At 56.8% G+C, this 24,092-nt stretch carries 16 protein-coding genes; 14 read left to right on the top strand and 2 right to left on the bottom strand.

The window, feature by feature from the left end; all coding sequences use genetic code 11:
• Positions 1–2 precede the first annotated feature (2 nt).
• Genes nirB through cysG form a run of 5 tightly spaced genes read left to right on the top strand, consistent with a single transcriptional unit; the run spans position 3 to position 7,678 of the window.
• A complete protein-coding gene (gene nirB / locus BM352_RS05855) occupies positions 3–2,429 on the top strand; it encodes a nitrite reductase large subunit NirB (RefSeq protein WP_090213714.1) in 2,427 nt (808 codons plus the stop codon).
• Complete coding sequence (nirD, locus tag BM352_RS05860; RefSeq protein WP_090213717.1) at positions 2,426–2,773, top strand: nitrite reductase small subunit NirD; 348 nt, start codon at positions 2,426–2,428, stop codon at positions 2,771–2,773. Before nirB ends, nirD begins: the two co-directional genes overlap by 4 nt.
• Complete coding sequence (locus BM352_RS05865; protein ID WP_090213720.1) at positions 2,770–5,349, top strand: nitrate reductase; 2,580 nt, start codon at positions 2,770–2,772, stop codon at positions 5,347–5,349. The genes nirD and BM352_RS05865 overlap by 4 nt, the downstream gene beginning before the upstream one ends.
• Complete coding sequence (locus BM352_RS05870; RefSeq protein ID WP_090213722.1) at positions 5,346–6,287, top strand: glycosyl transferase family protein; 942 nt, start codon at positions 5,346–5,348, stop codon at positions 6,285–6,287. Before BM352_RS05865 ends, BM352_RS05870 begins: the two co-directional genes overlap by 4 nt.
• On the top strand, positions 6,284–7,678 hold the full coding sequence (gene cysG / locus BM352_RS05875; protein WP_090213725.1) for a siroheme synthase CysG: 1,395 nt from the start codon (positions 6,284–6,286) through the stop codon (positions 7,676–7,678). Before BM352_RS05870 ends, cysG begins: the two co-directional genes overlap by 4 nt.
• 84 nt (positions 7,679–7,762) lie before the next feature.
• On the opposite strand, the gene BM352_RS05880 is transcribed toward cysG, so the two are convergent.
• On the bottom strand, positions 7,763–8,038 hold the full coding sequence (locus BM352_RS05880) for a hypothetical protein (protein ID WP_090213728.1): 276 nt from the start codon (positions 8,036–8,038) through the stop codon (positions 7,763–7,765).
• Positions 8,039–8,123: 85 nt separating this feature from the next.
• Between BM352_RS05880 and mgtE the strand changes: the two genes are divergently transcribed.
• From mgtE to BM352_RS05925, 9 genes are all read left to right on the top strand, one after another.
• Positions 8,124–9,497 (top strand): magnesium transporter, encoded by a 1,374-nt coding sequence (gene mgtE / locus BM352_RS05885; RefSeq protein WP_090213731.1) that lies wholly within the window; start codon positions 8,124–8,126, stop codon positions 9,495–9,497.
• Positions 9,494–9,967: an ATP-dependent zinc protease family protein gene (locus tag BM352_RS05890; RefSeq protein ID WP_090213734.1), complete on the top strand. Its 474-nt coding sequence runs from the start codon at positions 9,494–9,496 to the stop codon at positions 9,965–9,967. The genes mgtE and BM352_RS05890 overlap by 4 nt, the downstream gene beginning before the upstream one ends.
• A gap of 25 nt (positions 9,968–9,992) precedes the next feature.
• Positions 9,993–10,901 (top strand): 30S ribosomal protein S6--L-glutamate ligase, encoded by a 909-nt coding sequence (gene rimK / locus BM352_RS05895; protein ID WP_090213737.1) that lies wholly within the window; start codon positions 9,993–9,995, stop codon positions 10,899–10,901.
• Between the two features lie 432 nt (positions 10,902–11,333).
• Complete coding sequence (glgB, locus tag BM352_RS05900; RefSeq protein ID WP_090213740.1) at positions 11,334–13,535, top strand: 1,4-alpha-glucan branching protein GlgB; 2,202 nt, start codon at positions 11,334–11,336, stop codon at positions 13,533–13,535.
• A gap of 22 nt (positions 13,536–13,557) precedes the next feature.
• Positions 13,558–14,814, top strand: coding sequence for a glucose-1-phosphate adenylyltransferase (gene glgC, locus BM352_RS05905; protein WP_090213742.1), 1,257 nt, complete (start codon positions 13,558–13,560; stop codon positions 14,812–14,814).
• The gene (gene glgA / locus BM352_RS05910) at positions 14,811–16,229 is read left to right on the top strand and encodes a glycogen synthase GlgA (protein ID WP_090213745.1); all 1,419 of its coding nucleotides are present in this window, start codon (positions 14,811–14,813) and stop codon (positions 16,227–16,229) included. Before glgC ends, glgA begins: the two co-directional genes overlap by 4 nt.
• A complete protein-coding gene (gene glgX / locus BM352_RS05915) occupies positions 16,226–18,307 on the top strand; it encodes a glycogen debranching protein GlgX (protein ID WP_090213747.1) in 2,082 nt (693 codons plus the stop codon). Before glgA ends, glgX begins: the two co-directional genes overlap by 4 nt.
• Before the next feature lie 28 nt (positions 18,308–18,335).
• The gene (locus BM352_RS05920; RefSeq protein ID WP_090213750.1) at positions 18,336–19,967 is read left to right on the top strand and encodes an alpha-D-glucose phosphate-specific phosphoglucomutase; all 1,632 of its coding nucleotides are present in this window, start codon (positions 18,336–18,338) and stop codon (positions 19,965–19,967) included.
• A gap of 48 nt (positions 19,968–20,015) precedes the next feature.
• Positions 20,016–22,391, top strand: a complete 2,376-nt coding sequence (locus BM352_RS05925) for a glycogen/starch/alpha-glucan phosphorylase (protein ID WP_175500629.1) — start codon at positions 20,016–20,018, stop codon at positions 22,389–22,391.
• On the opposite strand, the gene BM352_RS05930 is transcribed toward BM352_RS05925, so the two are convergent.
• A complete protein-coding gene (locus BM352_RS05930) occupies positions 22,388–24,004 on the bottom strand; it encodes an alpha-glucosidase family protein (RefSeq protein ID WP_090213755.1) in 1,617 nt (538 codons plus the stop codon). The genes BM352_RS05925 and BM352_RS05930 overlap by 4 nt on opposite strands.
• Positions 24,005–24,092 lie beyond the last annotated feature (88 nt).

Consider the following 24,092-nt stretch of genomic DNA (forward strand, 5'->3'; position numbering starts at 1 on the left):
ACATGACACAGAAACTAGTTGTTATCGGTGCTGGGATGGCCTCTGGGCGCGTGTTGGAACACCTTTTTGAAGCAAATGCAGACTACGAGGTCACGCTGTTCAATGGCGAGGCGCGTGGGAACTACAATCGGATCATGCTGTCGCCCGTCTTGTCGGGCGAGAAAAGCTACGATGACATCGTGACCCATAACGCGGATTGGTACGTCGCCAACGGCGTGACCTGCCATTTCGGCTCCCACGTCACTGCGATTGATCGCGTCGCGAAAACCGTCACTAGCGAAAACGGGATAGTTCCTTACGATAAGCTGTTGATCGCGACCGGCTCCGCTCCGTTCATCATTCCAGTGCCAGGAAAAGACTTGCCTGGTGTCGTTGCCTACCGTGATCTCGATGACACCAATGCAATGATCGAGGCCTCGCAGAAGGGCGGTAAGGCGGTCGTTATCGGTGGCGGCTTGCTTGGTCTTGAGGCCGCCGCTGGTTTGGCCGAACGCGGCATGGACGTCACCGTCTTGCACTTGATGGGGCACCTGATGGAACGTCAGCTTGACGAAGCGGCGGGCTTCTTGCTGCGCCGTGACCTAGAGAAGCGCGGGATCAAAGTGAAATGCCGCGCTTCCACAACGGCGATTCTTGGCACGGACCACGTCGAAGCGGTTCTGCTCGACGGTGACGAAACGCTTGAGGCGGATCTGGTTGTCATGGCCGTCGGCATTCGACCTGAAACGCGCCTTGCCACGGATGCTGGCCTTAGTGTTGCACGCGGTGTTGAGGTGAACACGCAGATGCAAACCTCTGATCCGGACATTCTGGCGGTTGGCGAATGTGTAGAGCTGGACGGTCAGTTGTTCGGCTTGGTTGCGCCGCTTTACGACCAAGCCAAAGTGGTCGCCAAGACGTTGATGGGAACGCCTGATGTGTTCACTCCGAAAGAGCTGTCGACCAAGCTGAAGGTTACAGGCTGCGATCTGTTCAGTGCCGGTGATTTTGCGGAAGCAGAAGGGCGCGAGGACATTGTATTTCGCGATCCCGCGCGCGGGGTGTATCGCCGCTTGGTTCTTGAGGATAACGTCGTTGTCGGGGCCGTCATGTATGGCGACACAACTGATAGCAATTGGTTCTTCGGCCTGATCCGCGATAAAACCGATATTGCGGACATGCGCGAGACGTTGATTTTTGGCCCTGCCTATCAGGGGGGTGCCCCCTCGGACCCGCTCTCAGCCGTTGCAGCCTTACCGCGTGAAGCGGAAATCTGTGGCTGTAACGGCATTTGCAAAGGGCAGATCGAGGATGCGATCAGGTCAGGCGCCACAGATCTTGGCACCGTGCGTGCGGTAACCAAAGCGAGTGGGTCTTGCGGGACATGCACCGGATTGGTGGAGCAGGTTCTGGCGGTCACGTTGGGCGATGATTTTGTCGTCCCGGCAGCAGCGTCGATCTGCGGTTGTACGAATATGACCCACGAAGACGTACGCCGGATGATCAAGTCGCAAAAGCTGACATCCATGCCAGCGGTCTGGCAGGAATGCGGGTGGAAGACGTCTTGTGGCTGCCACGTGTGCCGTCCTGCATTGAATTTTTATCTGCTGGCCGATTGGCCGCTTGAATACACCGATGACCCACAGTCGCGGTTCATCAACGAGCGCAAGCACGCCAACATCCAAAAAGACGGCACATTCAGCGTCGTGCCGCGCATGTGGGGCGGGATCACCACACCTAATGAGCTACGCGCGATTGCTGATGCTGCCGACAAATTCGCTGTGCCGACCGTAAAGGTCACTGGCGGGCAGCGGATTGATCTGCTGGGTGTGAAGGGCGAGGACCTGCCCGCAATCTGGGATGATCTGAACAAGGCTGGTATGGTCTCCGGCCACGCCTATTCCAAAGGGCTGCGCACGGTAAAAACCTGCGTTGGCACCGACCATTGCCGCTTTGGGACGCAGGACAGCACCGGTTTGGGGATCAAACTGGAAAAGACGCTCTGGGGGTCATGGACCCCGCACAAATTAAAGCTGGGCGTGTCCGGTTGCCCTCGCAATTGCGCCGAAGCAACCTGCAAGGACATCGGTATCGTTTGCGTCGATAGCGGCTATCAGATCAGCATCGGCGGCGCCGCAGGGATGGACGTGCGCGAGACTGAACTGCTGTGTCAGGTCGCGACCGAGGACGAGGCCATCGACATCATTAAAGCCGTCACGCAAAGCTATCGCGAGAACGCCAAGTATCTGGATCGCATCTATAAGTGGATGGCCAAGGTAGGTCTGGACTGGATCAAAGAACAAGTCGCCGATCTTGAAAACCGCGCGGCGCTCGTGGCCCGCTTTGAGCTGTCCCAGAGTATTTACCGCAAGGATCCTTGGGCGCAGCACGTTGCCAAGGCCGAAACCTACCGACCGCTTGCAGACCTGACATTGGAGGCCGCAGAATGACTGCTGGTTCAAACGACTGGATTGAGATCGCAGCGCTGGACGCAGTGCCGCAACGGGGCGCGCGCCTGATCAAAACGGCGCATGGTTGTGTGGCAGTGTTCCGCACCGGCGAGGACGAGGTTTTTGCTCTTGATAACGCATGCCCTCATAAAAACGGCCCCCTTGCAGAAGGTATTGTGCATGGCAAGGCCGTCACGTGCCCACTGCATAATTGGGTCATCTCGCTGGAAACCGGGGAGGTTCAGGGCACGGATACGGGGCAGGTCATGACCTATCCCGCGAAGGTGGTCGAAGGGCGCATCACGCTTGATGTGGCGTTCTTGAAGCGTCGGGCCGTTGCATGAACCTGACACGGACAGTTTGCCCATATTGCGGCGTGGGTTGCGGGATAATGGCGGGGGCGGACGGCACCATCAAGGGTGACCCGGAGCATCCGGCAAACTTCGGGCGGCTCTGCTCGAAGGGGTCCGCACTTGGCCAGACAATCGATCTTGAGGGGCGGTTGCTTGCGCCCCAGATCGGTGGGCGCGATGCGGGTTGGGACGAAACGCTCGACTTGATCGCGAACAAGTTTAGCACGGCTATCCGTGACCACGGCCCCGACAGCGTAGCGTTCTACCTTTCCGGCCAACTGCTGACGGAGGACTACTACGTTGCCAACAAGCTGATGAAAGGATTCATCGGATCGGCAAATGTGGATACGAACTCGCGACTGTGCATGGCCTCGTCGGTTGCGGGACACAGACGTGCGTTCGGGACTGATACCGTGCCCGGCACCTACGCGGATCTGGAACAGGCGGACTTGATAGTTCTGGTCGGCTCAAACCTTGCGTGGTGCCATCCGGTCTTGCATCAAAGGATTGCCGAGGCAAAATCCGCCCGACCGTCCATGCGCGTCGTCAACATCGACCCGCGCAAAACGGCAACCTCGGCACTCGCCGACACCCATCTGCGGATTGTTCCAGATGGCGACATCTCCTTGTTCAACGGGCTGCTGACATATCTGGCGGACACGGATGCGTTGGATCAACATTACCTCAAGCACCATGTTTCCGGTGGCCTTCCCGCGATCACTCAAGCCCGCTTGGGCGATCCGCTGGAAAGCGGGTTGTCTCACGACGAGCTAGAACAATTCTATCAGCTCTGGGCCGGCACCAAGAAGGTTGTCACCGTATACTCGCAGGGTGTGAACCAGTCTGAATGTGGCTCCGACAAGGTGAACGCTATCCTGAATTGCCACCTCGCCACGGGTCGGATCGGGAAGCCCGGATGCGGGCCGTTTTCTGTAACTGGGCAGCCCAATGCGATGGGCGGGCGCGAAGTGGGCGGCATGGCTAATATGCTCGCCAACCATCTGGACATCGAAAACCCTGACCATCGCGCAAAAGTGCAGGAATTCTGGAAGAGCCCAACCATTTCGGCGGAGCAGGGCCTTAAGGCGGTCGACTTGTTTGAGGCCTGTGCAAGCGGGAAGATCAAAGCGCTCTGGGTAATCTCTACAAATCCCGCCGTCAGCTTGCCGGACGCAGAAGGGGTCGCGGCGGCGATTGCGAATGTCCCGTTTGTCGCTGTCTCGGATATAATGGCGCGCACAGATACTGGCGATCTGGCAGATGTGCTGTTGCCCGCGACAGGGTGGGGCGAGAAAGATGGCACGGTCACAAATTCTGAGCGCCGTATCTCGCGCCAGCGGGCGTTTCTCCCCGCACCTGGACAGGCGCGACCCGATTGGCAAATCATCTGCGATGTTGCGGCGCGTATGGGGTGGAGTGACGCCTTTGGCTTTTCCTCTCCTGCCGAAGTGTTCGCCGAATACGTGGCATTGTCCACTGCGACGATGGACTTCGGGCGTGACCTTGATCTGAGCATCTTTGCCGACGCTGATTACGTAAACATGATTCCGACCCAGTGGCCTCAAAACGACAAGCGCTTCTTTGCGAATGGTGGATTTTACCATCCCGATGGTAAGGCTCGCATGTTGCCTGTCAGCACTCCAAAGGCTTCAGCGCGAGACGCGTTTACTCTAAATACAGGCCGCAACCGCGATCAGTGGCATACGATGACCCGCAGCGGAAAAGCCCCGCGCCTTGGGGCGCATTTGGCCGAACCCTATGCCGAGATTCACCCCGAGGATGCCGCCGCACTGGCAATAAGTGCGGGTGACCTTATCGAGTTGAGCAGTCCTAAAGGAACATCCATTCTGCGCGCCCTGATCACTGATCGTTGCGCCAGGCGCCAACTTTTCGCACCGATGCACTGGACACGCCAGCAAAGCAGCGCAGGGTTGGTAAACAACCTTGCAATATCTGTCACCGATCCCGTTTCAGGCCAGCCCGCGTCAAAGGCCAATCAGGTCTCGGCGCGCAAATTTGGTGCTGTGTGGTTCGGCTATGCTGTGTCCTTGCGTCCGATGCGCCCCGATTGCACTTATAGCGCTGTCGCTCGAACCCTGACGGGATGGCAAGGCGAGTTCGCTGGCCTTGAGATGCCCGATCACTGGGGGGAACTGGCACGCGGCTTGATGGAGCTAGGGTCTTGCAGCGCGTCGGAAGTGCACGACGAGCATGGACAACAAACCCGCATCGCATTTCACGACAAGGATCAGTTGACCGGGTTGTTCTTTGCCAGCCCGACGCCGGTGTCCTTGTCGCGCACCCACGCCGTGTCGTTGATCGGAACATCGACGCCGCCGCTTCACGCGCTTGCCGGACGAAGTGGCGCGGGCCAGCTTGATCCGGGCACTACAATCTGCGCCTGTCTGAATGTTGGCGTGAACACCTTGCGAGATGCGATCGGGGCAGGGGCCACCAGCGTCGAGGCTCTGGGGGCTATCACATGCGCGGGCACGAACTGCGGATCCTGCAAGCCGGAACTGGAGCGCCTTCTTGAAGACATGCGACCTGCGATGGCCGCAGAATGACACTCGCACCCTTTGTCCGCCTTGTCGCCCAAGGGAAAGGGCGCGCACGTGCGTTGACGCAGGACGAAGCGCGGCAGGCGATGTCGACTATCCTGTCTGGCGATGCCGCGCCCGAAGCGATAGGCGCGCTTCTGATGGTCTTGCGTCTACGTGGAGAGACCGATGCCGAAATCGCAGGCTTTACCGCTGCCTTGCGCGCCGCGACGTCGCAGCAGCCAGCCGCTGATCTGGATTGGCCGTGCTACGCCGCCGGCCGCACGCGCGGTGCGCCGTTGTTTTTGCTGGCAGCTAAACTGGTGGCGCAGGCGGGGTATTCAGTCGCTCTTCATGGCTGGAACTCCCACCAAAGCACTGCCGCGGATGTGCGATCTGTACTACGCGATGTGTCCCTTGAGGGCGATGGACTGTCCTACCTGCCGCTGGAAACTCTCAGCCCAGCGGCGTTCGAACTGCTTAAGCTGCGTGATACATTTGGGCTGCGCAGCTGCATCAATACGGTGCTACGCATGTGGAATCCGACTGTTGCGCAGGCGTCAGTGCAGGGCGTTTTCCACCCGTCCTATCGGGGTTTGCAATCACGTGCTGCAGCCTTGCTTGGCGATCAGAACCTGACAGTTATCAAGGGCGGAGGAGGCGAATTCGAGCGTCATCCGGGCAAAGAGACCGCTATTTTCGGGTTGCGTGACGGAATTGAATTGAACGAGTTGACCCCTGCCAACTTGAACGACACCCGCCGTTTGCACGATCTTAACCGTCCCGTAAATATCGCCGCTCTCTGGGACGGCTCGCAGAACGATGCTTTTGCGACGGCGACGGTCACCGGCACAGCGGCTCTGGCACTTTGGACCCTAAAGGCGGCCCCGACACTTGCTCAGGCGAGTGCATTCGCGACCGAGCTTTGGTGCGACCGATTTTCCCAATCGAGGAGAGCAGGATGAAAACCTTTCCCATGTTTCTGCAAATGCAGGGTCGCCGTGTCATCATTGCGGGCGGGGGCGAGCAAGCAGCACAAAAATGCCGGCTGATCCTCAAAACCGACGCAGCCATCACGGTCCTTGCTCCATCGCTTGATCCCGAGTTGGCGGATTTGCACGCACAGGGCCGTATTGTCTGGCAGAGCGGCCCAATCTGCCCGACCGCGTTCGAAGGTGCTGCGTTGGTGTTTGTCGCCACGGGCTGTTGCGCGACGGATGCCTGTCTGCACATGCTCGCGAAGTCCGCAGGCGCGACTGTCAACGTCGTGGATCAGCCGCACTTGTGCGATGCCTTGACCCCGTCGATCGTGGACCGGTCGCCCGTCGTTGTGGCAATCGGAACCGAAGGAACCGCCCCGGTTCTTGCACGCCAGATAAAAACACGACTAGAGGACATGCTGGAGCCGCGATTGGGCGATCTTGCTGCAGTCGCGGGTCGGTTGCGTGACCGCGCGCATGCGCGCCTTGCGCCTCGCATGCGGCGTGACCTTTGGCGTTGGGTTTTTGCAGGCCCCGTCAGGGACACCCATGCGCGCGGCGGCGAACGTGCTGCGGCGCAGATGATCAAGCAGGCAATTGATACGGCCACCTTCGGTGCGGAAACTGTTGGCTCCGTCGCGTTGGTCGGTGCCGGTCCGGGGGCCAAGGACTTGATCACGTTGCGTGGCGTTCAGCGGTTGCAGGAGGCGGATGTCATTTTCTACGATCGTCTGATCGATCCTGACATCCTAGACTTGGCACGGCGTGATGCTGAACGGGTCTATGTGGGCAAAGCGCCGGGCTGTCACCATTGGCCCCAAGAGAAGATTTCTGGCGTTCTGGTCGCCGCGGCGCTCCAAGGCAAACGCGTCGTGCGCCTCAAATGCGGCGATCCCGGTGTCTTCGCGCGCGGGGCCGAAGAAGCCGACGCGCTTAAAGCGGCGGGTATCCCGTTGGAGATTGTTCCCGGTGTGACGGCGGCCAGCGCCGCCTCTGCGTCGCTTGGCGGGTTCCTGACCGAACGCGGAACCTGTGACACGCTTGTTCTGGCGACGGGGCAGTCGGAGACGGTCGGTAAGAGCCATACGTGGATTAGAACCCTGCAGCCCGGAACCCGCGTCGCTGTCTACATGGGCGTCGGGTCAGCCGCCGCAATTGCGAAAGGGTTAGTGGATGCGGGCCTGCAGGATCAGATCTCGATCGATATTGTGTCGCACGCGCAGCAGAACGACGAGGTGATCGCGAAGTGCTGTGCGTCAACACTTGTGCAGACGATCAAAGCCAACGCGATATCCAACCCAGCGATCTTGTTCCTGACATGGGCGCAAGCCGTGGCGCGGGAAAAACAAGTCGACAGGGTCGTTCATTTGGGCTGATGCTGAGACTAGGAGATCAGGAATAGACACGTTCTATAAGGTGCGAAGGGGCGTGTTCGTAATCTGAATAGGGGTTTGAAACCCCTAGGTTTCGTTGCTCGAAGCTTTTCCCACACGTCGATAGTTCACGAACGCATTGGCGCTCATTACGACGAAGAAGCTTTCCATATCGATCAAGACGAATCCGTTCTCGAGAAGTGCGCGTGTAATGTCCGTCACGTCGTCGGCATAGAGCCTGCGCTGTCCGACGAGTTCGGCGAGTAGCTTGCGCGAGATGCGGTAGCGGCCTGAGGGTTTGCCGCCGAACTCCTCTGCATACATTGCTGCAAGTCTTTTGGCGGCGATATCTGTTTTTTTCATGCTCAGATCATAATCAATGATAAAAAATTGTCTATAGACAAATAAAGTATATCAAATTAGAGGCTGTTGCAGAGAGGGGCCATTGATGTCCGATAACCTAAATACCAATCAAAACGACAATGATCTGTCGATTCCAATCAAGGCAGCGGCTGATGCGCGTGACGTAGTTGCGTTAGTCGACCTGATCGATCCTCTGCCGCGAAGTGAAGCCTTGCGGGAACTGTTGCACTTGTCTGTGGAAGATCGGGTTCTGGTTCTGTCACTGGTGCCTGCAGAACTTGCTGCCCAGCTGGTTGAGGAGGCACCCAGCGAGACTGCCGCCGATTTAGTTGAAGGCCTAACCGCCATTCGTGCGGCCGAGATCATGGATGAACTCGATTCAGATGTGCAGGCCGACCTGATCGGCGATTTGGACGAGGATAATGCCGAGGCGATTTTGTCGGAGATGGATGTCGAAGACGCTGCCGACGTACGCCGATTAGTAACATATGACGACGACACTGCCGGTGGTCTCATGGTTGCTGAGGCGTTCTCGTTCTCCGACACACAAACCGTAGGGAAGGTGCTACGGGACTTGGCGAGTGACGACGACGATTTCGAGAGATATCGTGGCCAACACCCCTACATTGTGGATGAGGATGGCAAGCCAGTTGGCGTTGTTTCGCTGCGCGGCCTTCTGACTTCGAAACGCAGCGATTTGCTGACCTCCATTATGACGCCGCCGTTGACTGTCCCGGTTGATATGCCGCTGTTCAACCTAGAAGACTTGTTTGATGAGCATGCATTTTTGGGCATTCCTGTCGTGGAAGCGGATGGAAAGCTTGTTGGCGTCGTTTCCCGAGCGGCCGTTAGCGCCGCTGCCTTAGAACGGTCCGAGAGCGAAAGCCTCAAACGCCAGGGTGTGGTGGGCGACGAGTTGCGCTCAATGCCGACATGGCTGCGATCACGACGCAGACTAGCTTGGCTTTCTGCAAACATCGTTCTTAACATCCTCGCGGCTAGCGTGATCTCTGCTTACGAAGAAACTCTTCTCGCAGTCATCGCCATCGCTGTGTTTTTGCCAATGGTGTCCGACATGAGCGGGTGCTCCGGTAACCAAGCCGTTGGCGTGACAATGCGTGAATTGAGTTTGGGCCTTGTTCGCCCGTCGGATGCGTTTCGTGTTTGGCTGAAAGAAGTGAGTGTGGGCATCATCAACGGGATCGCTTTGGGTATCTTGATTGGTATCGTCGCCTGGATCTGGAAGGGCAGCCCAGCCTTGGGATTAGTGATTGGCCTTGCCCTTGCCCTGAACACAATTCTTGCTGTTTCAATCGGCGGCGTCGTGCCTCTTTTGCTGAAGCGCGTTGGTCAGGATCCGGCTGTTGCCAGCGGTCCGCTTTTGACAACAATCACTGATATGGCAGGATTTTTCTTCGTGCTCAGCCTTGCGGCGCTGATGATGCCGTGGCTGGTATGACCCAGATGGCCGAGCGCCCGAACCTGCCAAAAACGGAACGCCCACTACTGATCATTGGATGGATGGAGTATGTCGATCTGCCAGATATTGGTCTCGTGAACATAAAGGCCAAGATCGATACTGGCGCGCGCACCTCTGCCATTCATGCGAGCAATATCGAGACCTTCAAGAAAGATTGCGAAGACTGGGTGCGCTTTACAGCTCATGCGACGCAGGGTGGCGACGGTATCGGGATAGAGAGTCCGGTCCATTCCATCCGAAGCATCAAGAATACCAGCGGCGTGCCTCAGGAACGGATTGTCATCCGCACTAGGTTCCGACTGGCTCAACGGTCTTGGACGATCGACCTCTCGCTGACCGACCGAGGCAACATGACTTTTGGCCTGATTGTCGGACGCACGGCGCTCAAAAACCATTCCATCGCGGTACACACACGCCGCGCCCTGCTCACGCAGAAACGACCAAGCTAAAGCCGAAAGGCGGAAAGGGTTTTCCATGAAAATCGCAATGTTGGCACGTAACGCAAATCTCTACTCCCACAAGCGCTTGAAAGAAGCCGCTGAGGAACGGGGGCACCAGCTCGATATCATCAACACACTGCGCTGCTACATGAATATCGCGTCGCGCAGGCCCGAGGTCTATTACAATGACGGTGAAAAGCTTGAGGGCTACGATGCTGTTATTCCTCGCATCGGGGCTTCGGTTACCTTCTACGGCATGGCTGTTTTGCGCCAGTTTGAGATGCAAGGCGTTTATCCACTGAACGAGAGCGTCGCCATCGGGCGGTCTCGCGACAAGCTGCGGTCCATGCAGTTGCTGGCACGCGACGGTATTGGGTTGCCGGTCACGACTTTCGCCCACGATCCCAAACAAACCGACGAAGTCCTGAAATTGGCCGGTGGTGCACCGTTGGTGATCAAACTTCTTGAAGGCACGCAAGGCCTAGGCGTTGTGCTTGCTGATACGGACCGTTCGGCTCAATCGGTGATCGAGGCGTTCCGAGCGACAAATACCAACATCCTCGTGCAGGAATTTATCAAAGAGGCAGGCGGAACCGACATCCGTGCAATCGTCGTCGGGGGTAGAGTCATCGCGGCAATGAAACGAACCGGTGCTGAGGGCGAATTCCGCTCCAACCTGCACCGTGGCGGATCGGCCAATGTGATCAAACTCTCACCCGAAGAACGCTCAACTGCGGTCCGTTCGGCCAAAGCCATGGGGCTAAACGTCTGCGGCGTGGACATGCTGCGCGCCAACCACGGCCCAGTGGTGATGGAGGTGAATTCGTCGCCAGGCCTTGAAGGAGTCGAGAAAGCAACCGGTTTGGACATTGCAGGCAAGATCATCGAATACATTGAAAAGAATGCCAAGCCGGGCGCCACGAGAACCAAAGGTAAGGGGTGAATGCTGACGCACCCATCGGCAGGGTTTGACCTTGCCCATGGGGGCTTTGTCTGAACAAACACCTTACTTGGTTTAGGCGGCACACCTGTCATTCGTCTTTCTTACGAAGCTCCGAAATGCGGATATTCCTGCTTGGTGCGCGATCCGTTAATCTGAATTCGGAGCTTTGACGTGCTTTCGAACTCATGAGCTCGCAAGAAACGGATTTTCGTTGTCTTTGATCGGCTATTGCGGCGAGAACGTTGCTCTAATCGAGGATCACCTTTTTGTTCCAAAGCGCTTGCCCAACTTCACCCAGTTCTGATCTAGCGAGAACAAAAGCGCCCCCGTGCTGGCGCGTCCATTGGTTGACGTGCACGGCGTGCACGTGCTTCACTTAAATTTGGATGCAAAGGCGCAGACGGACCCCAAGGGATCATTTTGTGGTTTAGGATGCCAAGGCCTAAACTTGATCGGAGCCTGGATATCGTGACACCGGATACATTGGCTGCTCTCAACAGCGGCACCCATCCCTCACCCTTTGACGTTTTGGGCCCACATAAAATCGGGAACAAGCGATGGATCACGACATTTCAGCCCGCTGCAGTGGAGGTCATCGCAACTGTTGGCAAGAAGCAGACGATACTGCCGCGCCTTGAGGGGGATGTGTTCTCAGGTCCTGTAGCCGGGAAAACCTATACCCTGACAATGCGCTACGCGAATGGAACTGAGCAGACCACGCATGATCCTTTTGCCTTTGATCCGGTCCTGTCTGACTTTGATCGATATCTGATTGGCGAAGGGACCCATAAAGAACTTTGGCGAGTTCTCGGGGCGCATGTGACCAAACATCAAAAGGTCGATGGCGTTCATTTCGCGGTTTGGGCGCCCAACGCGCGGCGTGTCAGTGTCGTCGGGGATTTCAATCAGTGGGACGGCCGTCGCCACCCGATGCGGCCTGCAGGGCAGACTGGCGTTTGGGAAGTGTTCCTGCCGCAAGTGACGGATGGAGCCTTATACAAATACGAGATCATTGGTGCTGATGGATCAATGGCACTGAAAGCCGATCCAGTCGGGTTTGGGTCGCAGCACCCGCCCGAGAAAGCCTCTGTCGTGCGAGACATTGCTGGATATGGGTGGAAAGACAAGGCTTGGATGAAGGCAAGGGCTGCGCGTGCGGATCGTGCCAGTCCAATTTCCATCTATGAGGTGCATCTTGGGTCTTGGCGACGTCGCTACGACGATGGCGGAAGACCTCTGAGCTACCAAGAATTGGCGCGCGATCTTGTGAACTATGTCAAGTTCATGGGCTTCACTCATATCGAGCTGTTGCCAGTATCCGAGTTTCCATTTGACGGGTCGTGGGGCTACCAGCCCGTGGGACTGTTCGCTCCGACCATTCGGTTCGGCCCTCCGCATGAATTCCGCGATTTCGTTGAAGCCGCCCATGCGGCTGAGGTTGGTGTCTTGCTGGATTGGGTGCCAGGACATTTTCCAACCGATGATCACGGCCTCGCCAAGTTTGACGGCACAGCGCTCTATGAGCATGCCGACCCGCACGAGGGATTCCATCAGGATTGGAACACATTGATCCCCAATTACGGGCGGCGTGAGGTGAAGAACTACTTCGTGTCCAACGCCCTTTACTGGATCGAGGAATACCATCTCGATGGTCTGCGCGTGGATGCTGTGGCGTCGATGCTGTACCGGGACTATTCGCGCAAAGATGGCGAATGGGTGCCCAACAAAGACGGCGGACGCGAAAACTATGAAGCGATCGAGTTCCTGCAAGAGATGAACATCGCAGTGTACGGCGCGGACCCAAGCGTGATGACCGTGGCCGAGGAAAGCACGTCATTCCCTGCCGTGTCGCAGCCAGTACATTCAGGCGGACTTGGCTTTGGTTACAAGTGGAACATGGGCTGGATGAACGACACCCTGCGCTACATGGAAAAAGACCCCATTTATCGCCAGCATGATCACCACCTGATGACTTTCCCGATGGATTGGGCCTTCACCGAGAATTTTATCCTGCCGATCAGTCACGATGAAGTCGTGCATGGCAAAGGTTCTATGATCGAGAAAATGCCGGGCACCGAATGGGAGAAATATGCCAATTTGCGGGCCTACTATGCGTTCATGTGGACCCAGCCGGGCAAGAAATTGCTGTTCATGGGGTGCGAGTTTGCGCAGCCCGAAGAATGGGACCACAACGCTGAACTGAATTGGGGCGCGGCTGAACAACCTGCCAATAAGGGAATTCAGCAATTGGTGCGCGACCTGAACGCGCTCTATCGCGAGACGCCGGCGCTCTATGTGAAGGACTGCGTTTCTGACGGATTTGCATGGCTCAGCAACGACCCCTCGCAATCGACGATCGGGTTTGTGCGCCATGGCGCTAAGGGGGACGCCCCAGTTGTTGTTATGTGCAACTTTACACCGGTTGAGCGCCCGGGTTTTCGCGTTGGCGTGCCAAAGCAAGGCTTCTGGGAGGAGGCGCTAAACACCGACGCCGCGATCTACGGAGGTGGGAACCGAGGCAATCTAGGAGGCGGTCACACGGAAGACATAGCGGCCGACGGGCAAGCCCATTCAATGGTGCTAACCTTGCCGCCGCTCTCGGTGGTGGTGCTGCGCCTTCGGCGCAATCAATAGAAATTATAGGGGAGGACAGACAATGGCTACTAAGCGCTTAACACAAAGATCCATGGTTTTCGTGTTGGCCGGAGGGCGCGGGAGTCGTCTTAAGGAATTAACCGATCGTCGTGTGAAACCCGCTGTGCCGTTTGGCGGCAAAGCACGCATTATCGACTTTGCCCTGTCTAACGCGGTCAATTCTGGTATCCGCAAAATGGCGGTTGCAACGCAATACAAAGCCCACAGCCTGATCCGCCATACCCAACGCGGCTGGAATTTCTTTCGCGCAGAGCGCAACGAATTCTTAGACGTGCTGCCAGCGTCGCAACGCGGCGGGAATGAAAGCTGGTACAAAGGGACGGCGGATGCGGTGACCCAGAATATCGACATCGTCGACAGCTACGGCGTGGATTACGTGATCATTCTGGCAGGCGACCACATCTACAAGATGGACTATGAGATTATGCTGCGCCAGCATGTCGAAACCAAGGCCGACGTGACCGTCGGTTGCCTGACTGTGCCACGCATGGAAGCCGCAGCGTTTGGTGTCATGGACACCGACAAGGACGGGCGCATCACCAGCTTTCTGGAAAAACCAGCTGATCCGCCCGGTATGCCTGGGGATCCAGAAAACGCGTTGGCCTCGATGGGCATCTACGTGTTCGACTGGAAGTTCCTGCGCGATCTTTTGCTTAAAGATGCCGAGGATCCCGATTCAACCAATGATTTTGGCAACGACCTTATCCCAGAGATCGTTAAAGGCGGGAAGGCTATGGCCCACCGTTTTGATGAGAGCTGTGTTCGCGCTGAAGGTGCGCCCGCCTATTGGAAGGACGTGGGCACGGTTGATGCATTTTGGCAGGCGCATATCGATCTGACCAACTTCACGCCCGAATTAGATTTGTGGGATCGCGATTGGCCGATCTGGACCTACAACGAAAGCGTGCCGCCGGCGAAGTTTATCCACGACGAGCGAGACCGGCGCGGCATGGCGATTTCGTCGATGGTTTCAGGCGGGTGCATCATCTCTGGGACAGAAGTGCGAAATTCGTGCCTGTTCACCAATGTAAAGACCAACTCCTATGCTGTTCTGGATCATGCCGTTGTACTGCCAAATGTGACTGTTCATCGCTCGGCGCGTCTTCGGCAGGTTGTCGTCGATGGCGGCGTGGTTATTCCTGAGGGCCTTGTCGTAGGCGAAGACGCCAACGAAGACGCCAAATGGTTCCGTGTCACGGAACGTGGCACGACATTGATCACCCAAGATATGCTCAACAAGAGGGCTGCCGCCTTATGACAAAGGTTCTCTTCGTCGTGTCTGAATGTGCTCCGTTGATCAAGACGGGAGGCTTGGCAGATGTTGCCGGGGCACTACCAGCGGCGTTGGCGGCCTATGGCGATGAAGTGCGGGTGCTATTGCCGGGCTACAGGGCAGTCATAGGCAAGCTTGGCAAAACCAAGGTGATCCAAACCATCAAAGACCTGTTCGGCGGACCCGCAAAACTGCTTGGGTGCACAATTGCTGGGCTGGATCTGTTGGTGATCGATGCGCCGCATTTGTATGACCGCGATGGCGGCATTTATGGTGATGCGGTCGGTAAGGATTGGGGCGACAACCCAGAACGGTTCGCGGCGTTGTGCTTCGTGGCCGCAGAGATAGCGGAAAATGGAGCAGGCGTGTGGAAGCCGGACATTGTGCATGGGCATGACTGGCAAGCCGGGCTGACGCCAGAATATTTGCACTCGGCAGGCGTAAACGTGCCGTTCGTTTTTACCGTCCACAACATCGCGTTTCATGGGAATACTTCGGCAGAAAGAATAGCGTCCTTGAGACTGGACGCAGCAAGGTTCAATGCAGAGCATTTTGAGTTTTGGGGACAGGTGTCGGCTTTGAAGGCCGCACTCATGGGCGCGGACAAGATTACAACTGTTTCGCGCACCTACGCAGAAGAACTGCTAACGCCCGAATTTGGCATTGGCATGGACGGTGTGTTGCGGCACCGAAAATCGGACCTTTTCGGAATCGTTAATGGCATCGACAAGGATATCTGGAACCCCTCAACCGACCCCAACATCAAACCCTACAAGACTGCCGCGGGAAAGGCTGCGAACAAGAAAGCCCTGCAAAAGATTTTTGGGCTTGGCACATCAAGCGGCCCTTTGTGTGTGTTGGTATCGCGGCTGACAGAGCAAAAAGGCATTGATTTGCTGCTCGAGGCACTGCCGGAGTTGCTCAGTCGGGGTGGGCAGTTGGCGCTGCTGGGTTCAGGCGACCCAAGACTGGAAGTCGCGATGCTTGAGGCAGCCGCAGGGCATGAAAACGTCTCGGTCAAGATCGGCTATGACGAAGCTCTGTCCCACCAGATGATGGCGGGCGGCGACGTAATTTTGGTGCCATCGCGATTTGAGCCATGCGGTTTGACCCAACTTTATGGGTTGCGCTACGGCACCTTGCCCTTGGTCGCTTTGACCGGAGGGTTGGCGGACACTGTGATCAACGCATCGCCTGCGGCATTGGCCAGCAGCGTTGCCACGGGGCTGCAGTTCTTCCCTATCACATCTCAAGCGTTGGCGAACGCCTTTGCTCGGCTCGGCTCGCTTTATGAGCAACCGAAGGTCTGGAAGGCGATGCAGCGCAATGCGATGGCCCAATCGGTCGGGTGGGAAACCTCGGCGGCTGAGTACCACGCCATCTATGCTGGTCTAACATGAACTCAAAGCCCTTCCAAATTCGACCTGGGTTGCCGTTCCCCTTGGGGGCAACTGTCGATGCCGGTGGGGTGAACTTCGCTGTCTTTTCGCAGCACGCGACCAAGGTGATGTTGTGTTTGTTCGACGAGAACGGGGTTGAGCACCAAGTTGTGAAATTACCCGAACGCGAAGGCCATGTGTGGCACGGCTACCTACCGGGGCTGAAGGCCGGTCAACAATATGGGTACCGCATGGACGGGCCTTATGAGCCGAGCGAAGGACATAGGTTCAATCCGTTCAAACTTTTGATCGACCCGTATGCAAAGCGTCTAACCGGGCATCCAATATGGAACGATGCGTTGTTTGGGTACAAGTCGGGTCACAAGGACAAGGACCTGAGTTTCGACAAAGCCGACAGCGCGCCCTACATGCCCCGTTGCGTGGTGGTGGACCCGCATTTCGACTGGAGCGATACGCCGCGTCCGAACCATTTGCTGGAAAACTCGATGATCTACGAGGCCCATGTTAAGGGGCTGACAGCGGGTCGGAAGGATATCAAGAATGCGGGCAGCTACCTCGCCATGGCGTCTGATCCTATTCTGGAGCACCTCAACAATTTGGGTGTCACGGCAGTCGAGTTGTTGCCAGTGCAGGCGTTTCTGAACGAGAAATTTCTGCTGGACCGGGGGCTGACGAACTACTGGGGCTATATGACCTACGGGTTCTTCGCGCCGGACCCGCGGTATATGCAAGGCACCGATATTTCCGAGTTCCAGCAGATGGTGGAGCGGTTCCACTCGGCCGGGATCGAGGTCATTCTAGATGTGGTTTACAACCACACTGCCGAGGGGTCCGAGATGGGGCCGACGCTGATGTTTCGGGGGCTCGACAACGCAAGCTACTACCGACTTGCCGAGGATAAGCGATATTATATCGACGACGCAGGTTGCGGGAATACACTTGATTTCGAGAACCCTTTCGTAATCCGGCTGGTGATGGACTCGTTACGCTATTGGGTTGAGGTCATGCATGTCGACGGGTTCCGGTTTGATCTGTGCTCCGCCTTGGGGCGCACGCGTCACGGGTTCGAACGCGACGGGCCGTTCTTCCGTGCCATCGGGCAGGATCCAGTTTTGAACAAGGTGAAGCTCATCGCCGAGCCTTGGGACATTGGCCCTGGGGGCTATCAGCTCGGTGCTTATCCAGCGCCATTTGCCGAATGGAACGATAAGTTTCGTGACGATGTTCGGGGGTTTTGGCGCGGCGATCCTGGCAAAGTGTCCGACATCGCTGGACGACTGACCGGTTCGGCGCAGTTTTTTGATCATGATGGGCGCTCGGCCACGTCGTCATTGAATTTCTTGACCGCCCATGACGGCTTCACGCTGGAGGATACTGTCAGCTACTCCGAAAAGAACAATCTAGCGAACGGCGAAGACAACCGCGATGGGCATTCCAATAACCACTCGGACAATATGGGTGTTGAGGGCGCGACGGATAATGCAGAAATCATAGCCGCGCGTATCAGGCGCAAGCGAAACCTAATCGCCACGCTAATGCTGTCGCAAGGCACTCCGATGATGCTAGCAGGCGATGAGCTGAGCAATTCGCAAGGTGGCAACAACAACACCTATTGCCAAGACAACGAAATTGGGTGGGTCAACTGGCCTGACGAAGAAGATCCGTTTTTTACCTTCTGCCAACAAGCGATATCGTTTCGCCGAATGCATCCCCTGCTTAGGCAAAGACGTTTCCTACATTCGCGCCAACGTTTGGTAGACGGAGAACCAGATTTGTTCTGGCGGCGCACAAATGGCAAGCCGATGCGGCAAGACGATTGGGATGACCCGGGTTTGAATGTTCTGGTGGCCGAGATGCGCATGGCGTCAGGCTCCCCCGAGTATGTGCAGCGCGAAGGCGCGCTGCTGGTTGTGCTGAACCGAGGTGACGCGGTGGAGATCACCCCGCCCGCCTTGCCAGATGGGAGCGCGTGGGTGCGCCGTTTCGACACCAGCCAAGACGACGCTATCAAGGTGACAGCCGGGATGCACGTGGCGGCAGACGCTGTCGTCGTATTCTCGCATGAAACGCACGCCTGAAGGACTACAAAAAAGGGGAGGAGAGACTATGCCGATGCAAACAGTTCGCACGGATCCGATTGATGGCCAAAAACCCGGCACAAGCGGGTTGCGCAAGAAAACGGCCGTCTTCAAGAGGCCCCGCTACCTTGAAAACTATGTGCAGGCCATATTCGACGGTATTGGCGGCGTTCAGGGCAAAGTGCTCGTGGTGGGGGGCGATGGGCGCTTTTTCAACGACGATGCGATACAGATCATTTTGCGCATGGCGGCAGCCAATGGCGCGGCGAAGTGCATTGTAGGGAAGGGGGGTATCCTGTCGACGCCGGCGGTGTCCCACCTTATTCGACTACGTAGCGCGGACGGGGGCTTGATCCTGTCGGCAAGTCACAACCCGGGCGGGCCGGATGCGGATTTCGGCTTGAAGTATAACGGGCCAAATGGCGGCCCTGCGACAGAAGCTGTCACAGATAAGATATTCGCGCGCACGACGACTATTGAGATGTACCAGATCACGGCCTCTGGCGGTGTAGATATCAACACACTGGGCACACGTAGCCATGAAGATATGGAGGTCGAGATTGTCGACCCTGTCGAAGACTACGCGGCCCTGATGGAGACGATTTTCGACTTTGACAAGATCCGAGCGCTGTTTGCGGGTGGCTTCACCATGCGCTTCGACGCCATGCATGCGGTGACTGGCCCTTATGCGCACGAGATCCTTGAGGGCAAGCTGGGAGCCGCCAAGGGAACTGTGGTGAACGGAGTTCCGAGCCCTGATTTTGGTGGAGGGCATCCTGACCCGAACCCGATTTGGGCAAAGGAATTGATGGATGTGATGTACGGCGCAGATGCGCCCGATTTTGGTGCGGCCTCTGATGGTGATGGGGACCGCAATATGGTCGTAGGGCGGGGTGCATATGTTACGCCATCGGACAGCCTCGCAGTACTTTGCGCCAAAGCACACCTGGCGCCGGGCTATAAAGGCGGGCTGGCAGGGGTTGCGCGCTCAATGCCGACGTCGCGTGCGGTGGATAGGGTGGCCGAAAGCCTCGGCATTGGCTGCTACGAGACACCGACCGGCTGGAAGTTCTTCGGCAACCTGCTGGATGCAGGCAAGGTGACGCTTTGCGGCGAAGAAAGCGCTGGCACCGGGTCGGACCATGTTCGCGAAAAGGACGGGCTTTGGGCGGTTTTGCTGTGGCTAAACATTCTGGCAGAGACCAAACAATCGGTTGCAGATTTGATGGCAGATCTTTGGAAGTCCCACGGGCGATGCTATTACTCGCGCCACGATTATGAAGACGTCGATAGCGGCAAGGCCAATTCGATGGTCGAGGCATTGCGAGCCAAGCTGCCCTCACTTGCCGGAACGGCAATTGCGGGCCTGACCGTCGAGACTGCGGACGAGTTTGCATATGACGACCCTGTGGATGGATCCCATTCCGCCGGGCAGGGTCTGCGCATCGTATTCAAAGATGGCGCGCGCGCTGTATTCCGTCTGTCTGGCACTGGGACTGAAGGGGCAACGATCCGCATCTATCTGGAGCAGCTAGAGACCGCTGATGACAAGCTGCAAATGGAACCCGAAGTGGCGTTGGCAAGGGTGCGTGACGCCGCAATGGCGCTATCGGATTTGACTGCGATGACGGGTCGGGTTGAACCTGATGTGATTACCTGACATCAGATAGCTTCGCTGAGCAGTCAAAGGATATCAGGGATGAATGCTATGAATGATCTCTCTGCAGAAGCGCTGCGGATCCGTATCACTCAGCACCTGACCTACACGTTGGGCAAGGATAAACCACATGCGAGCCTTTACGATTGGCGCATGGCGGTGAGTTATTCCGTGCGTGATCTCATAATCGAACCTTGGTTTGCCGCGACGCGCAAAACCTACGAGGCGCAGGGCAAGCGCGTTTATTACCTTTCACTTGAATTTCTGATTGGTCGCATCCTTGGCGACGCAATGATGAATCTGGGCCTGTTTGAAACGGTGCAGGACGTTCTGGAGGGAGAGGGCGTTTCGCTGGCTGATGTGATCGAGGATGAACCCGATGCAGCACTTGGCAATGGTGGGCTGGGCCGGTTGGCCGCATGTTTCCTCGAAAGCATGTCGACACTCGCATGCCCTGCTTATGGCTATGGCATCCGCTACGAACACGGGCTGTTTCGCCAGTTGTTCGAAAGTGGTCGGCAGGTTGAGCATCCTGAAGACTGGCTGAACCAGCCGCACCCTTGGGAATTCGAACGCCCAGAGGCGCGCTATACCATCTCCTTCAAAGGTCATCTGGACGGCCAATCAGTCTGGCAGCCTTCCGAGACTGTATATGCCCGCGCCTACGATATGCCGGTCGTTGGGTGGCAAGGCAAATGGGCGAACACATTGCGCCTTTGGGGCGCGCATCCGACGGAACTCTTCGATCTGGAGCAGTTCAATTCGGGCGATCACACCGCGGCGGCTGCTCCGGAGGCCTTGGCGCGCACGCTATCACGGGTCCTTTACCCAGAGGACACGACGGACAGCGGCAAGGAATTGCGCTTGAAGCAGGAGTATTTCCTGACGTCCGCCGCATTGCAGGACATCCTCCGTCGGTTCCTTAGCGAGTATGACGATTTCGCGCAGTTGCCAGACAAGGTCGCCATCCAGATGAACGACACCCATCCAGCGTTGGCCGGGCCGGAGCTCATCCGCCTGTTGATGGACGAACATGGACTAGATTGGAACGCTGCCAAACGTATCGCGTTGGGCTGCTTGAACTACACCAACCACACCTTGCTGCCGGAGGCGCTGGAAACGTGGTCGACATGGCTCATGGGGCGCGTTTTGCCGCGTCATATGCAGATCATCGAACAGATCGACCAAGAGCACCGAGCGGCGACAAAATGTGCAGCTGATCTTGCGATTGTGAAGCACGATCAAGTGCATATGGGCACGCTGGCTTTCGTCATGGCATCCCATGTAAACGGAGTCTCGGCGCTGCACACTGACCTGATGAAGGAGACGGTCTTTTCCGGTTTGCACGGACTTTATCCTGCACGGGTTTTGAACCAAACCAATGGCGTCACACCGAGACGATGGTTGCGACTATCGAACCCTGCTTTGTCCAAAGTCTTGACCGACACAATTGGTGCCGGATGGGAAAGCGATTTGGCGCGCTTGTCCGAGCTGAACACTTTTGAGGATGACCGCGCCGTGCGGGACGCGATTGGAGCGGCCAAACGGCACAATAAACTCGCGCTGTCGAATTGGGCGTCGGACCGTTTGGGTATCACTCTGAACCCGGACGCCGTGTTCGACGTGCAGATCAAGCGTATGCATGAATACAAGCGCCAGCTTCTGAATGTGTTCGAAACCATCCACCGTTGGTCCGCCATTCGCTCCAACCCGGAAGCAGGCTGGACGCCCCGCGTCAAGATTTTCGGTGGCAAAGCCGCTCCGGGATATTTTGCGGCCAAAGAGATCATTCGTTTGATAAATGACGTGGCCAATGTTGTTAACAACGATCCGGTCGTGGGAGATCTGCTGAAGGTTGTCTACCCGGCCAACTATAACGTTTCGATGGCAGAACGGCTGATCCCAGCGACGGATCTATCGGAGCAAATTTCGACCGCAGGAAAAGAAGCGTCCGGCACCGGCAATATGAAATTCACGATGAACGGTGCGCTGACGATTGGCACGCTGGACGGGGCCAATGTGGAAATTCGCGAGCAGGTAGGTGCCGAGAATTTCTTCCTATTCGGAATGACCGCCGCCGAAGTCCGCGACCGCTACTTGATCGAGGGCCATGCCCGCACAGCGATATTGGACAGCCCAACTTTGCAAGATGTTTTGCAGATGATTGTCGAGGGACGGTTCAGCCCAGAAGATACCGATAGATACAATGGTCTTGTCGACGCGACTTGGAACCATGATCCGTTTCTGGTTGCTTCGGATTTTGACAGCTACCTTGCAGTACAGGCTGAAGTGGACCTTGCCTTCGCTGACGAGGACCATTGGAACAGGCTGGCGCTGCGCAACATCGCAGGGTCCGGTTATTTCTCGTCGGACCGCACGATCAAAGGTTACATGGCCGATATTTGGGACACAAGGAGCCTGCTTTAGACGGCTATCACGGTGAAATCCTTTCCATGGGAAAGATAGGCGAAGCCGTTTCCGTCTAAGGTCAATTTCGCCGCATCAAGTTTCGCAGCATTTCCATGCACCAGGTCTGCTTTTCCTTTGAGGTCAAAGTTTTGCGGCGTTACGGACAAATTGAATACGCAGGTTAGAGTTTCATCATTTGCCGTGCGAGTGAACGCCAAAACCGGCTCTGGCATCCGCAGAAACGTCGTCGATCCGCGGCTCAGTGCAGGACTTTTCTTGCGGCGCGCAATAGCATCCTTGTAACAGGCCAGAATGCTGCCATCGCCTTGGGTGTCAACGGCTTTTGCAGCTTGTGGGGCCTTGACGGGCAACCATGGCGTGCCTGTGGAGAAGCCGGCGTTCAGCGCCTCTTTTTCCCAAACCATCGGCGTTCGACAACCGTCGCGGCCTTTAACAGCGGGCCAGAACCGGATCGCAGGCGGGTCAGTGAGTTCCTCAAATACCAGCTCAGTTTCAGTCTGACCGAGTTCCTCACCTTGATAGATGCCGATCGTGCCCTCAAAAGACATGAGCATCGCGCAAGCAAGCCGCGCCATGGCATCTTCCGACACTGAGTATTCGGCCCAGCGGGTCACTTGGCGCGGCACGTCGTGGTTGCTGAAGGACCAGTAAGGGTGGCCGTCCGGTGCACCCCGCTGAAATCCTTCGATACAGTTCTGGAAGTGTTCGGCATTAAAATCAGGGCCCAACATCGCGAAGCTGTAGGCCATATGAAGTCGGCTGGTTCCTTCGGTATATTTGCCCATGATTTCGATGGACTTGTGGCCCATCTCGCCAACTTCGCCAACCATCATGATGTCGTCATACTGATCTGTGAGCGCCCGGAGCCGTTCGAGAAAGGCAATATTTTCAGGGCGTGTCTTGTTATAGATGTTGTTCTGCATCCCATACAGGTCGGTGGCCATAACTTGCGACTTGGCTTGGGCAGGCGGGTTTGAACGCAGTTTCTGGTCGTGGAAATAGTAGTTCACCGTGTCCAACCGGAAGCCGTCGAGCCCTAGGTCGAGCCAGAATTTGCAGGTCTCAAGGATCGCATCAACGACATCAGGGTTGTGAAAGTTCAAATCGGGCTGTGAGGCGAGAAAGTTGTGCAGGTAGTATTGGCCGCGTTGTGGGTCGAACTCCCAAGCAGGGCCGCCAAAATGGCTGTGCCAATTCGTCGGTGGCGATCCATCCGGTAGCGGGTCGGCCCAGACATACCAATCGGCTTTGTCATTGTCCCGACTCAGCCGGGATTGCCTGAACCAGTCGTGTTTTTCAGAGGTGTGAGACAGCACCTGATCGACGATGACTTTCAACCCGCGCGCATGTGCTTCGTTTATGAGAGTCTCGAAGGCCGCAAGATCGCCAAATAACGGGTCAACAGACAGATAATCGGACACGTCATAGCCCATATCCGCTTGCGGAGATTTAAAGATGGGCGACAGCCAGATGCAATCGACGCCAAGTTCCGCGATATAATCCAGACGGTTGGTGATGCCCATCAGGTCTCCGACCCCGTCGCCAGTACTGTCCTGATAGGATCGAGGATAGACCTGATAAATTACCGCACTGCGCCACCATTCGTTCATGGGTCTACTCCTTCTTTGCAGACACTCTATCAGTCAATGTTGTGACGGAAAGGGCTTGCGAACAGATTGGCTTGGTTTCTGTTCGCTC

The organism is Litoreibacter janthinus (assembly GCF_900111945.1).
Classification (GTDB): domain Bacteria; phylum Pseudomonadota; class Alphaproteobacteria; order Rhodobacterales; family Rhodobacteraceae; genus Litoreibacter; species Litoreibacter janthinus.